Annotated in this window: 11 protein-coding genes and 1 tRNA gene; 8 read left to right on the top strand and 4 right to left on the bottom strand. The window is 49.5% G+C overall.

The features are described 5' to 3' along the window. Window positions 1–180 precede the first annotated feature (180 nt). Window positions 181–2,526, bottom strand: coding sequence for a HEAT repeat domain-containing protein (locus LKK83_RS13560; protein ID WP_324631701.1), 2,346 nt, complete (start codon window positions 2,524–2,526; stop codon window positions 181–183). A gap of 629 nt (window positions 2,527–3,155) precedes the next feature. On the opposite strand from LKK83_RS13560, the gene LKK83_RS13555 reads away from it, so the two are divergent. Next, the gene (locus tag LKK83_RS13555) at window positions 3,156–3,629 is read left to right on the top strand and encodes an ISAs1 family transposase (RefSeq protein WP_324631700.1); all 474 of its coding nucleotides are present in this window, start codon (window positions 3,156–3,158) and stop codon (window positions 3,627–3,629) included. A 644-nt stretch (window positions 3,630–4,273) separates the two neighbouring features. After that, window positions 4,274–4,345, top strand: a tRNA-Gly gene (locus LKK83_RS13550). Window positions 4,346–4,689: 344 nt separating this feature from the next. Here the strand turns inward: LKK83_RS13550 and LKK83_RS13545 are convergent. Continuing rightward, complete coding sequence (locus tag LKK83_RS13545; RefSeq protein WP_324631699.1) at window positions 4,690–4,815, bottom strand: hypothetical protein; 126 nt, start codon at window positions 4,813–4,815, stop codon at window positions 4,690–4,692. A gap of 10 nt (window positions 4,816–4,825) precedes the next feature. Here LKK83_RS13545 and LKK83_RS13540 point away from each other — a divergent pair, with 10 nt between their 5' ends. From LKK83_RS13540 to LKK83_RS13530, 3 genes are all read left to right on the top strand, one after another. Continuing rightward, window positions 4,826–5,206, top strand: a complete 381-nt coding sequence (locus LKK83_RS13540) for a hypothetical protein (protein ID WP_324631698.1) — start codon at window positions 4,826–4,828, stop codon at window positions 5,204–5,206. A gap of 179 nt (window positions 5,207–5,385) precedes the next feature. After that, complete coding sequence (gene surE, locus LKK83_RS13535; protein ID WP_324631697.1) at window positions 5,386–6,183, top strand: 5'/3'-nucleotidase SurE; 798 nt, start codon at window positions 5,386–5,388, stop codon at window positions 6,181–6,183. Between the two features lie 761 nt (window positions 6,184–6,944). Further along, on the top strand, window positions 6,945–7,178 hold the full coding sequence (locus LKK83_RS13530) for a hypothetical protein (RefSeq protein ID WP_324631696.1): 234 nt from the start codon (window positions 6,945–6,947) through the stop codon (window positions 7,176–7,178). 99 nt (window positions 7,179–7,277) lie between these two features. On the opposite strand, the gene LKK83_RS13525 is transcribed toward LKK83_RS13530, so the two are convergent. Next, window positions 7,278–8,900 (bottom strand): ArnT family glycosyltransferase, encoded by a 1,623-nt coding sequence (locus LKK83_RS13525; protein WP_324631695.1) that lies wholly within the window; start codon window positions 8,898–8,900, stop codon window positions 7,278–7,280. A 77-nt stretch (window positions 8,901–8,977) separates the two neighbouring features. Then, complete coding sequence (locus LKK83_RS13520; RefSeq protein WP_324631694.1) at window positions 8,978–9,133, bottom strand: hypothetical protein; 156 nt, start codon at window positions 9,131–9,133, stop codon at window positions 8,978–8,980. Window positions 9,134–9,395: 262 nt separating this feature from the next. Here LKK83_RS13520 and LKK83_RS13515 point away from each other — a divergent pair, with 262 nt between their 5' ends. From LKK83_RS13515 to LKK83_RS13505, 3 genes are all read left to right on the top strand, one after another. Continuing rightward, window positions 9,396–10,916, top strand: a complete 1,521-nt coding sequence (locus LKK83_RS13515; RefSeq protein WP_324631692.1) for a hypothetical protein — start codon at window positions 9,396–9,398, stop codon at window positions 10,914–10,916. A gap of 94 nt (window positions 10,917–11,010) precedes the next feature. Beyond that, the gene (locus LKK83_RS13510; protein ID WP_324631691.1) at window positions 11,011–11,232 is read left to right on the top strand and encodes a hypothetical protein; all 222 of its coding nucleotides are present in this window, start codon (window positions 11,011–11,013) and stop codon (window positions 11,230–11,232) included. A gap of 219 nt (window positions 11,233–11,451) precedes the next feature. Further along, the gene (locus tag LKK83_RS13505) at window positions 11,452–12,453 is read left to right on the top strand and encodes a sensor histidine kinase (protein WP_324631690.1); all 1,002 of its coding nucleotides are present in this window, start codon (window positions 11,452–11,454) and stop codon (window positions 12,451–12,453) included. Window positions 12,454–12,977: the final 524 nt, after the last annotated feature.

Genomic DNA, 12,977 nt, shown 5'->3' with positions numbered 1-12,977 from the left:
TTTGAGAAAAGTAGCGGCAAAATTGGGGTTCAATCTCAATGGAGTCAGTAGGGGTGTGGGGAAAAGCGCCTTTAAAACTCCGACTTTGGACTCTTTAAGAATCTCTCGGATTTATCCGTAGGGAGTATCAAGTACCACCGTCACGGGTAGGGTGGGCAAGGGGTTGCCCACCCTACGGGTTCAGGAGGAGCTTTCCTGTTGCTGTTGGGCAAACGATCGCACTTTTGGATCCGGGTCGCGGGCACTGCGATCGCGCAGTAAGGATTGGGTTTCCCGGCGTTCGCCATACTGGCGGGCGATCGCTTCTAGGGCGGTTTGGCGGGGATTGATTGCCCCATCTTCTTGGGGGACAAACGGATCGTGGAGGGCGCGATCGCGCAAGAATTCGAACAGATTGGGTTCGGCTAATTCTCCTTTGCCCAATTCTTGCACCGCCGAGTGGCGGACGAAGGAATCTTCATCCTCACCGGCGCGCCGTTTGAGGATCGCCACCGCCTCGGGGTCGGAAAACCACCCTTTCGCCAGTTCGAGCATCGCCGCCAGTCGCACGGCCCAATTGTCATCGGTGTTGGCGCGGGTTTTCAGGATGGCGAGGGTCTCGGGGTCTTCTTTCCAACTGGTGGCGAGTTCTCGCACGGCGGTGATTCGCACGTCCCAATTTTCATCGCTAGTGGCGCGATTTTTCAGAATGGCGAGGGTGTCGAGGTCTTCAAACCAGCCGGCGGCGAGTTCTTGCAAGGCGGCAATTCGGACATCGGATACTTCGTCGGAGGTAATGCGGGTTTTCAGGATGGCGAGGGTCTCGGGGTCGTCGTACCAGCGGGAGGCGAGCTGTTGCAAGGCGGCGACGCGCACTTGCCAATCGGGGTCTTCCGTGGCGCGGGCTTTCAGCAGGGGGAGGATGTCCAGGTCGGTTTGCCAGCTTCTCGCCAGTTCTTCTACGGCGGCTTCTCGCACGTGGCGATCGCGATCGGTGGCGGCGACGGTTTTCAATACGGGCAGGGTTTTCGGATCTTCAAACCAGCCGGCGGCCAGTTGGAGGGCGGCGATTCTTACTTGCCAATCTTCGTCGGAGACGATGCGGCTGCGAATCCACTCTACTATTTCTGGGTCGTCAAACCAGCCGGTGGCCAGTTGTTGCAAGGCGGCGATTCTCACTTGCCATTTCTCGTCGGCAATGGCGCGATTTCTCAGCCAGTCCAGGATTTCTGGGTCGTCGAACCAGCCGATCGCCAGTTGTTGTAAGGCGGCAGTTCTCACATTGTGGTCTTCGTCGGATTCGGCAGCCGTTCTCACTATGGTGAAGCTTTCGCCGCGATCGCGCCACTGTTGTGCGATAGCTTCGATGGCTGCTTCTCTCACGTCTGGATCGCGATCGGATCGCGCCAGGGTTTGCAGCAGGCTGAAGGTCTCGGGATCGTCCTTCCAGCCTTTGGCCAGTTCCTGCAAGGCGGTTTCGCGCACCAGCCAATAGGGGTCGCCTTGGGCTAAGGCTTTCAGCATCGGTAAGGTGTCCGGATCGCCTTTGGAATAGGTGGCTAATCCTCGCACCGCACTGGTGCGGGTGATTTCTGACCCCTCCTGTTGGGCAAGGCTTTTTAGCCACCCTCGGATATTCGGCGCGTCTTTCCACGATTGGGCTAATTCATCCACCGCTGTCATCCGGATGGTATCGGCTACTTTTGACTGGGATAGTCGTTTCAGCCAGGGTTGGGTTTTTGGGTCTTGTTTCCAGGTTTGCGCGATCGTGCCTACGGCTTTTAGGCGGATTAATATCAGATCGTCTACTTCTTTGTGTTGGGTGAGGGTTTCTAGCCGATCGCGCAGTTTCTCCGCACTTGTGGCGATCGCTTCGCGGTTTTTTAACCCCAACAGGCAATCTGCAGCTAAAAATAAGTTGGCAAAGTTATAGGGTTCTCCGTCTATTTCTATTAAGTGTTCGATGATTTCTCCGGCGATTTCTGCCTCGACCTGGCGGGCAATTTCTACCAGCAAATCGCGCCAGGATTCTTGGAAAAAATGTTGGCCGAATAGTTGTGTTTTTAAGGTGTCGCGGGTTATGCTGTCGGAACGCTCGGGCTGTTCTAAGCGATCGACCAGTTCTTTGGCATCCCGAAAGGCTTTGATTTTATTCCAGTATCCTCGGGCTACATCAGACCAGGAAAATTCCCCGGGTAAGGGGGTTAATTTCCGTTCTCTCCAGGTTTGACCTAGGAGGTTTCCTTCCAGGGGCGGGCTGTCTTTTTTAAAGGCACTCCACAATTGGTTTTTGACCTCGGGCTGTTGTAAAAACTGCTCCAGGGGTTCTGCGTAGTGCTGCACCTCGGTTTCATCCAAGTCTGCATCTTCTAATTCAAGCTGCACGAATTGCAAAAATTCTGTCAGCGCTTTCCCGGCGGCGATCGCCAAGGGGATGCCTTCCGGGGCGACGCGATCGCCCCTTACCCAGGTTTGAGTGTCCTCGGTGACGAATTTTCCCACAACTGGCGCAAACGCAAAGTCTAGACTGTTCGATTCTCCCAACATAAGTTGCGATCTGATAATAATCCTCTGCTAGTTTATCCGAATTTTCCGCCGTTGTCTGTGCCCCCACACCACTCAGGGGGAAAATGTAACTGGGGATACACACCCCAATCCCCAGGGGGTGCAAAACTCTGTGTTCATCCCGCTAGTGGTTTTTAGACCCCCCTCGCGCTTTTGAACCCCTATCCCGCGAACTTCCACAATCGGGCGGGGGCGGGTTTATGCGATCGGATGGTTCATGGCACAAGTTCATCAAAAAAGCCACCCCGACCATCCTATTTTTGCCGCCTCTGTGGGGGCGGGTTTGCTGTCAAATTTTGCCGCTTATCGTAAAGCTTGATAACGCAGCTTTCACTTGGAGAATATCCGAACTGTAATCGCAGCAAAAGCTGGTATTGTAAACAACAAATAGAAACGTCAGGGAGGTATTTTTTGCAACGCGGTTCGTTAACGATTGTGGGTACTGGCATTCAATTGGGGGCATCTCACCTTGTCGGCAAAAGCCAGGGGAAGCTCATCTAATTTAGATGAAAACGTAACAGACAAAACTTAGCAGATATGGTAAATACCATTGACGCGGTGTCATTTCTATAATGCCTAAAAAGCTCAAAAATTAAAATGAGGACAAGTTAATGACGAAAGGATTTGCTTCTCGAAAACCCGACAAAAAGGCTCAATCTCAAGTTTCACCACAACCTTTAACTATCCCAGAACTAAAAACAAATTTGTCCACTTGTTTTGATGATATACCAGACCCGAGAGCGGAGCGAACCAAACTACACTTACTCAAAGATATTCTGGTCATTGCTCTCTTGTCTACTATTAGTGGAGGCAATGGATGGGAGGATATGGAAAATTATGGAATCAGTAAGCTGACTTGGTTAAAAGAATTTTTAAAATTACCTAATGGCATCCCAAGCGATGATACATTTCGGAGAGTTTTTGAGAGACTCAACCCTCAAGGGTTTGAAAAAATATTAACTGATTTTATTCACCACATCCTAGGTTTAGGCTCTCCTAGGACTATTCCGATTGATGGAAAAACCCTCCGAGGTTCTTACGATAGAGAAAAGGGATTGAAAAACCTACACTTAGTCACGGCCTGAGCCAGTGAAAATCGTCTGGTGCTAGGACAAGTCAAAGTTAAAGACCATTCAAATAAAATCACAGCCATTCCAGCTTTGTTAGAAGTAATTGACATAACTGGGGCCAGGTTACGATGGATGCGATAGGCGCTCAACCCGAAATCCTCAGGTTAATTCGTCAAAAAAAGGCTAATTATGTAGTCACTCTAAAGAGAAATCACCCTCAGCTTTATCATCAAGTAAAAAACAGCTTTGAAACCGCAAGAGCCAACCAATTTAATGGATTTAATGTAAGTTATGATGGACGGAAAAGGGGCATCATCAGGTTGAAACCCGAAAAGTATGGGCAGTTCCAATGACTACATGATAAAGATTCTGAGCTCCTTGTGTCAAGCCTAATTGAGATGCTCTTACCCTGGCTTTTTATGGGGTTTGATGAGAAGCGGTGCGTCACCCCCGCAGAAAATTGGCCGATGTGCGCGATCGGCTGGCGGGGGTGACGCACCCTACCCTAGGTCGCCAAACCAAGGACAAAGGACAAATGACTAATGACCAATGACCAAAAAATTTAAAACACCCCTTGACAACCGCCGCCGAAAGGGTTTATGATAATTAATTATTCTCGAAACAGGCTCGCTTGCCCTAGGGTAAGCGCAGGTCAAAATGCGGGCGTAGTTCAGTGGTAGAACGCAAGCTTCCCAAGCTTGATGTCGTGGGTTCGAGTCCCATCGCCCGCTTTCTCGGAACGAGGCAAAATCGGCAATAATTTTGGTTTTTCAATATATTGCAGGTTTTTAATATTTTTTTGGCAATTTAGGCGTTGCGTACAGGCTGGGTTTGATGCAGCGGGTGGGTGAGGCTTTCAATTGGCTGGGTGGTTGAGGCTAGGGGAAAAAAGCGGTGGGGTTTGTTGGGGGTAGAGCCGATCGCGTAGTGGGATGATTTGTTAGCAGAATTGGGGGGTAATTTTTGGCAGTTTTGCACAGAGGAATGGAGGGGATTAGAAACCGAAGGGGAAGAGAATGGAGAGGCAAGCAGAGAAAATAAAATGAACCGGGTGAGAAACGAGGGAGTATTTTGGTTATAATGCGATCGCGTCGCGGGTTAAATTAGCCCGATCGCCAAGGTGACGCGGCCAAATTTGCCCATCTCCGACCTCGAGAGTGGTAAAGGCGGCGGCTTGTTGTAATCCTAAATTGAGTGGCAAACCCAACCCGATGACTATCGTCCTTTCCTTTGCAAAAATTGCCCACTATCGGACCGAACTCGCTAATTATCCCCAAGCGCTCGAAGCCCTCGACGCGATCGAGGATTGTGAAGGAGATATGGAAGATGCGGCCATTGGGCTAGCGATTCAGGCGGGGCAAGAACCGAACACCTCAGAACGGTGGTTAGAAGGGCTAGCAAAGCGCTGTCGCGCCGCATTGTGCAAAGCACAAGTCAGAGAACAGTTAAACCAGGGAAAATTCGATGCGGGCATGGAAGCATTAAGCGAAGCGCGTCTTTGTCCGCCAAAATTAGTCGCCCCGGTGATTATTTTTGTAGTCGAAACCGGCATCGAAGAATTTTGCGAACCCTTGGATTATAAGATTGAATAAACGGTGTCGCAGAAGGGAAAGAAAGGATTGCGGTGCAGATGCAAAAGCGCGTAGGCTCGCAAAGAACGCACCGCACCATTGAGGCAACCCCGCCAAGGGCGGAGCCACCCCAACGGCGATCGGTACGCCGAATCGTCCCTTGAAAACAATCACTGCTGTTCGCCCCCTGCAATTGGTTAATGAAACTATTACTTAGCAATGACGACGGCATTTATGCCCCAGGAATTCTCAGCTTAGCCAGCGCCCTAGCAAAAGCGGGTCATCAAGTTTTTGTGGTTTGTCCCGATCGCGAACGTTCAGCCACCGGACATGGGTTAACCATGCACAGTCCCATCCGCGCCGAAGTGGTAGAGTCCATGTTTCCCGAGGGCATCCGCGCCTGGGCCTGTTCCGGGACCCCTGCTGATTGCGTCAAGCTTGCCTTGTGGGCATTACTCGACACTCCCCCAGACTTGGTAATTGCCGGCATCAATCAAGGGCAGAACTTAGGCACGGACATCCTTTATTCTGGCACTGTTTCCGCCGCAATGGAAGGGTTTATCGAAGGAATTCCCAGCCTTGCTTTCAGTCTTGCCAGCTATGAAATCAAAGACTTTCAACCTGCCGCCAACTTTGCCGTAAAGATGGTAGAGCTGTTGAAAGCCCATCCCTTACCCAAGCCAATGCTGTTCAACGTCAACGTTCCCGGGGTTCCCACCGAAGAGATTGTCGGCGTTGCCCTAACCCGTCAGGGAGTGCGGCGCTACGTGGATATTTTTCAGAAGCGAACCGATCCGCGAGGTAAAACCTATTATTGGTTAGCAGGGGAAGTGCTCGAGGAGGTAGAACAAACCCTCGATCCGCAATTAAACGCAAATATACCTACAGACGTAGAAGCGATTCGCAAAAACTACATTACCCTAACCCCCCTGCACTATAATTTTACTTCTCTCGAAGGTTTAGAAATTTTGCAGGAATGGGAGTTTCCTTCGCAGTAGATCTATCGGAGGACGCAGAGGCAATGGGGGGTCACTCCCCTCACGCAGCCCCGGATTTCTATGAAGAAACGTTAAAGGTAACGAATGGTTAGAACCCGCCTAAATTCGGCTTATTTCTCGATCCCTGATAGTTCAAGGTGCATTGCAGCCTTGTTTTTGTCATTCTCCGATAAATGAGTCTGGGGAACTCGGATTTTCACCCGGAATCAAAGAGCACTAAACTAGAAAATAGGATGTTGTCCAGCCCTGCGGGGCAGTTCTTTCATCTTCCTCATCCCCTAGGGTGATTAAATACACCCGCAATCGAGAACGAATCGCGCCGCAAGGGCGATCGCGCCATGCTAGCGCAGAAACGAGGATGGGTTCCGCCTCCCGAGTCAAGCATCGCAGCGAGGGGAAAGAATCGGCACCAGCCCCCAGCTTTCCACCGCCGGATCCAGCACTGGGAAAACCGAGGAGAATCCAAAAATTAGAGCAAATACACAGGAGTGATGACAACTGTCAGCGCTAAGCTAGGCAAAAAACTCAACGACGCCACTGGTGTTGTGAAATTGAAATGAAGTAAATTACGGTTTAGGGAAAAGCGGGAAAGTCGCATGAACGCTCATATTTTTGATAGTAACTCTGTCACTTGCCCCATATGCAATCGCACCGGACATATCCATCCGGGCGAGATGTTCGGCGGACTTTATACATGCCCACATTGTCAAGCTCGGTTAGTGATCAGTTGGAGCGGTCATTACGTCAGAGACCCCTTCAGTTTGAAACAACTGTCCGTGGCGCGTTTGTTACGGCGTCAGAGTCGCCCCGCCGCTCGGATTTTGCGAGATGTGGGACTGGGAAAACCTCCTTCCCTGTGGGCAATTTTAGCCGGCATTTTGGTAGCGAGCCTGACATTTGCCACCTTAGAAGGATGGACCCCAGAAAACAACCCGGTAGAAGGATTTATCGAAGGAGTCAACGAGGCGATCGAGTCGCCAGAAGACTCTCCGTAGAGAGGATTCATCAGTGCCTCTTCAACCATAAATCGGGGCAAATTAAATATAAAAAAAGCGCCCCCTAGCGCAAGGCTGTGGGGCGATAAGGTTTGAGGATTACTGACGCGAAACCAGTATCCAATCGTCAGTTTCCGTCAGGGTATTTACCGCATTTAAACCTAACCGTTTGAACGTGGATTGCTCTAAAAGTAAATAGGGCTGAGGGTCGTCGATCCAATATTGTTGCAATTGAGAGCGATCGCCGGGAATCACTTGGCGATCGCTATAAAAATTCAGGGACGGGCGATGATAGGGATGCGAGGTGTAAATCCTCGCCCCCGCTGGCGTATATTGGCGCAGCATTTCCGCCACGGGTTTGACCGGATAATCCTCATTCAGTTCCCAAATCCAATGGGGGGAACTGACAAACAAACACACAGAAACATACATTCCCCAAAACAAAATCAAAATAAATTGGCGGTCTTGGCGATCGACTAAAAACGCCGCCACACTTAACGTTAGCGCCACCGCAATTAACATCATCGGGAGATAAACCCCAGCGGTGGGTTCGAGCAGCCCAAAATAAAAACTGGCCAGCCAGCATCCCAGGGACAGCAGACCCAAAATCGCGATCCAAGCGGAGGGATAAAGCGCAGAACGAGTGAAGGGGTCGGAATGTTTTTCCCCTTGCCAAACTTCCGCCAATTTCGCCCCACATGCCAGAGCGATCGCCGGATAGAGGGGCAAAACATACCAGGGCAATTTAGTCCCCATCAGGGAAATCACCGCAAAATACACCCCAGACCAAACCAGCACTAACTTCGCCCAACTCATGGTGCGATTTTCCCAAGCCGATCGCAACCCTTGGGGCAAAAACAGCAACCAAGGCCAAGCATATTTTAATACTTCTAAAACATAATACCACGGCGGACCGGAATTATTTTCCACCGGTGCCCAAAGGCGCTGGAAAGACTGAGCGAAAAAGTGGGAAGCAACAAAGCGATCGCCATAGTGCAGCCATTGCGCCACATACCAGAACACCACCGGCGCGCTACCGAGAAAAAAGCCATTCCACAGATACCAACTGGTGAGCAAGCGCGGGGTATCCCAGGCGATAAAAATCGCCGCGATCGCCACCAGCAACACCCCAATAACCCCTTTGGTCAAGCACATCAATCCGAAACCAATCCCCACCCCCAACGCCCAGCGCAAATCCCGGCGCGATCGCAGCAAACACCACAGGGTCAGCAAGAAAAAACACAATAGCGGTCCATCCAACATCGCCAACCGCCCGTGACGCACCACCGGTAACAGGGTCAGATAAATCAGGGCCGCAAAAATCGCCGGACCGCGCAGGCGAAAAACCTCGCGCCCCACACCATAGAGTAAAGGAACCGATAGCGCCGTCAGCATGGCACCCGGTAAGCGCGTGGTCCACTCATTCACCCCCCCAAACGCATAGGCGATCGCGATCGACAAATGCATCAGGGGCGGTTTATTGAAATACGGTTCGCCCCCTTGGGTGGGATAAAGCCAATTGAAATCGCCGCGATAAATCTCGCGCGCCACTTGAGCGACAATTCCTTCATCCCAGTCGCGCAAGGGCAGATCCCCGAGGTTCATTTGGTAAAGGGCGATCGCCGCCAACAGCAGGATCAGCACCCAAATTTGTTCCAGTCGATGGCGGGTGCGACGAGATTGCTCGTTCGATTCGTACAGGGTAAAAATTTCGCGATACATTATAGGGTTTCTATGGGGTGAACGATGGGGTTTGCAAGGGTCATGCGGTGAAAACCAAGATGCTGCTTTTTCTATGCTTAGGGTTCCCTACTGACAACTATCGTAAATTCCATTGTTAACCTTTGCCGATTGGGTTCGCGCTTTTCCGGTGTTTCGCGGCGATCGCCCCTCCGGATTGGCACATCGGCTGCATTGGGATCCAAGCGCCAACTGGAGGGGCGAGTTTCTTGCATTAAAGGGGCGATCGCCTGGTGAGGGTGACGCTTCCAGATAGTGATTTGTTTGAGTTTTCCACGGTTGCGTTCGCGTACGGGTATCGTAGCGATGCACCGACAAATTCTCGCCCTCGACGAATGGCGCGCCTTGCTGGCTTGTGTTCTGTTGAGAGAGTGTCCTACCGTTTCCCCCTTTTTCCGGTGCGGAAGAGATATTCTTTGAGTGGTGTGGGAATATTTTCCCCGCATCTACCCAATCACTTAATGGAGTTTTCACCCGATGAACATTCCTTTTGTTTTAGATATCGCGATCGGCTTAATTTTCGTGTATCTTATTTTGAGTTTGCTGGCGTCAGAAATTCAGGAACTCATCACCACGGTACTGCAGTGGAGAGCCGAACACTTAAAAAAATCGATTGAAGTGCTGCTAGGGGGCAAAGAAGAATCGAAGCAAACCCGCGAAGCGCGACAACTGGCGAACGAACTGTACAATCATCCGTTGATTAAAGACCTGAATCAAGAGGCGAAAGGGGTTTTAGCGCGCGGGATTCGGCAGGTCGGTCAGACCTTATTCGCCGCTTATCAAAAATTGACCAAAAGCGAAAACACCTTTGGGTCGGAAAAAAGCGGCCCTTCTTACATTCCGCCGGACTTTTTTGCCGTTACCCTGATGGATAAGTTAGGAATTCGCGGATTGTCCCATGTTTTGAGTATCGGGCGCATTGAAGATTTCAAACAAGGGCAATTAAAAGACCTGATTGTTTTGGGTAAAAGTGCAAAATTAAGCGAAAATGAATACCAAATATTCCAGGAAGAGCTGACTGCTTGCGGACAAGCGTTAGACCAATTGGTTCTGGAGTATGCCAAGGAAGAAATTACCTTGTCGATGTTTGTGGACTTGATGGAAGAACGGCTGGTTTTATTTGTGGAAGAGTTAGAAGTAGCCTTGGCGCAAGCCGGTCAACTGCCCGATTCGGCAGCATCTTTGTTAAGGCGAATCCAGGGAATCCGGAAGCAGGTTTACGGAGAAGCGGGCAAACAGGTATTGCTGAAAAACTTAAAGCCGCGCCCCAGCGATGTGGTGGACAGTATTTCCAGCTATCGCGAAGTGTATGGGGAATTGCAAAAGATATTTGAGGATAAAGATAGTCCGGTTTATCAGCAAATTGAAGCGACGTTTAAAGAGTTGGAAAAGGCAAAAGAATTGTTGCCCGATTCCCTAAAAGAAAGTTTGTCGGTGTTGGCGAAACGCGCTCAAAGTAAAAGCGATGGGGTGGGGGATGAAATTAATAGCTTTCAGCAAGAAATTGAAACCTGGTTTAATGGGTCGATGGAACGCGCTTCAGGGGTTTATCGGCGCAATGCCCGAGGGGTGGCGATTTTAGTGGGATTTTTGGTGGCGATTTCTGCCAATTCCGATACGTTACATATTATCAATAGTTTGTCGAAAGACCCGATTGTTCGAGGAACTGTCACCATGAATGCCGAATCACTGGTGCGACAAAATCCCACCATCGCCGCGCAAGAGTTAGAGCAGGTGAAAACGCAAGTCAAACAATCGTTAGAAGATGTTTCCCTTCCGATTGGTTGGAATCAAGCGAACTTGCGACAGCAGGCGATCGCGCAGAAAGGATGGGGAATTCCTTATTTGAAGCGAATTGTCGGGTGGTTGATTAGTGGGATTGCCATCTCGATGGGGGCATCGTTTTGGTTTGATTTACTTAGTAAAGTGGTGAACGTTCGCAATGTGGGGAAAGGATCTTATTCGCGCCTGGATGAACCCCCGAATCGTCGAGTTTAAGGCGAACATTTAGGGAAAAATTGGGCGATCGCTCTCAGATGCGAGGACAAGGACGGGAAGGATAAATGATGAAGCGTCTAGAATTGAGATTTAGATGCCCTATCGGTTATGCTTCACCAGGGACGTGATTCTCCTGACCCTTTGTCCGCGCGATCGCCTCTGCGCCCGCGCCTGTTGCAAATTTTTGATTTCTCGATACAGTGGAAAGAGACTCGGCAATATGCCGGGTCTGTTCTGCTGTTATGTTATTTCTGGGGGAATTCCGGAATATTATCAGCGCCACGCAACTCAGAATCGGCAAATCGTTCAGGCGTAAGCCCGCTTGCGGTACGGTTCAAACCTTTTTCCCTACTCGATGCGGCGATCGCGCCCCTACCCACCGCCCATTCCCTCAGAGGCGATCGGGCATTAAACTCCCGAGATAAACTTACACCGAGGCAGATAAAATGTCCATAGAGTTACCCATTCCCTGACCATTTTTTTTTGAGTCCGGGCATTAATTTAGCTATAATTTATTCAAGATTAGGGGGAAAACATGTCTGATTTAGTCAAACAACTCGAACAGCGCAATGCAGAACTCGAACAAAAAGTTGTCGAACTGACCCAAAATCTCGAAAGTAAAGAGGAGCAACTGCAAGACAGCTTAAGCGAATTGCACCGACTGAAAAATCACATGGTGCAAATGGAAAAAATGACCATGCTGGGTCAAATGATATCCGGGATTTCCCACGAAATTAATAATCCCATTAACTTCATTTACGGCAATTTACCCTATGTGGACGAGCATGTAGAAGACTTGTGTAGCGTTATCGAAGCGTTCCAAGATGCTTATCCCAATCCTGAGGAATCCGTAGAAGATACCATCGAGGAAGTAGAACTCGATTACATCTTGGAAGATTTGCCTCGGATTATGGGGTCGATGAAAGTCGGCGCAGAACGGATTCGCGATTTGGTTCTCACCCTGCGACATTTCTATCGTCTGGACGAACCAGATATGAAAGAGGCATCCTTAGAAGAAGGTCTCGAAAATACCTTGGTATTACTCAATAACCGCACCAAACAAAATGTTGAAGTAGAGCGGGAATTTGCCGGGATTCCCAAAGTGGAGTGCTACATCAATCAGCTCAATCAGGTGTTTATGAATCTGCTCAATAATGCGATTGATGCCCTGCTCGAAAAAGCCGAAAATTCCTCGGAAAAAAGAGGTGAGAAAAATAAAATCACCGTGAAAACGGAAAAAGTGGATGACAATGCGATCGCCATTTACATTTCCGACAATGGCCCGGGCATTGACCCCGAAATCCAATCCCGCATTTTTGAACCGTTTTTTACCACCAAACCGATGGGTGTAGGCACGGGTTTGGGATTATCCATTTCCCATAAAATTATCACCGAAACCCATCACGGTGAAATGACCTTTTCCTCTACCCCCGGTGAAGGCAGCACCTTTACGGTTAAATTGCCCCTTTCCCAACCCAAAGACGCTCAAAATTCCGGTTCCCAAGGCTCGCAATCCAAACAATCTGCCGTGGTTTAGTCGATTTCAATTCAATGGCTTTTCCAAGGTTATTTTGTCAATAGAGGGCAATTTTTTATCTGCTAGCACCAACTTATTAAGTAGATTTATCCTGCATAAACTTAAACCAACACGGCTACAAATTGTGGGAAAAATCTCTGGTTTTTAGGACACGGCATTGCCGTGTCCTGATTTTTTATTGCCATGAGTAGGAGTGGGGGAAATGGGAGAAAAAGTCCCCCTTTGTCAAGATTCCGATAGACAGAGTAATTCTACTCATCTAAAGTGGGGGCGCTTTATTGCCATGAGTTAGGAGTGGAGGAAATGGGAGAAAAATCTCCCTTTGTCAAAATTCCTATAGACAGAGTAATTCTACTCATGGGAGGTTGGGGGCGCTGCTAATGTAAAGATTTGTGTTTGGGGACTAGACAAATTCGCCAAACACTGCTATATATTGAAACACAACCGTATCGCAATGGTTCATTTCAATGATACTAGTAGGATCTACTCAAGCAGCACAAATACTCGGGATTTCCGGTTCTTAT

This window comes from Phormidium sp. CCY1219, from assembly GCF_035615515.1.
GTDB lineage: Bacteria > Cyanobacteriota > Cyanobacteriia > Cyanobacteriales > Laspinemataceae > CCY1219.
Note: the sequence above shows the minus strand (reverse complement) of the source record. Positions and strands in the feature narration are given on the sequence as shown.

What these genes read in the sequence shown, in the direction of transcription:
- LKK83_RS13520 (WP_324631694.1), bottom strand. Translation starts at nt 9,133, where the DNA reads ATGCAAGAAACTCGCCCCTCCAGTTGGCGCTTGGATCCCAATGCAGCC.
- LKK83_RS13510 (WP_324631691.1), top strand. Translation starts at nt 11,011, where the DNA reads ATGCCCTATCGGTTATGCTTCACCAGGGACGTGATTCTCCTGACCCTT.
- LKK83_RS13515 (WP_324631692.1), top strand. Translation starts at nt 9,396, where the DNA reads ATGAACATTCCTTTTGTTTTAGATATCGCGATCGGCTTAATTTTCGTG.
- LKK83_RS13560 (WP_324631701.1), bottom strand. Translation starts at nt 2,526, where the DNA reads ATGTTGGGAGAATCGAACAGTCTAGACTTTGCGTTTGCGCCAGTTGTG.
- surE (WP_324631697.1), top strand. Translation starts at nt 5,386, where the DNA reads ATGAAACTATTACTTAGCAATGACGACGGCATTTATGCCCCAGGAATT.
- LKK83_RS13525 (WP_324631695.1), bottom strand. Translation starts at nt 8,900, where the DNA reads ATGTATCGCGAAATTTTTACCCTGTACGAATCGAACGAGCAATCTCGT.
- LKK83_RS13540 (WP_324631698.1), top strand. Translation starts at nt 4,826, where the DNA reads ATGACTATCGTCCTTTCCTTTGCAAAAATTGCCCACTATCGGACCGAA.
- LKK83_RS13505 (WP_324631690.1), top strand. Translation starts at nt 11,452, where the DNA reads ATGTCTGATTTAGTCAAACAACTCGAACAGCGCAATGCAGAACTCGAA.
- LKK83_RS13555 (WP_324631700.1), top strand. Translation starts at nt 3,156, where the DNA reads ATGACGAAAGGATTTGCTTCTCGAAAACCCGACAAAAAGGCTCAATCT.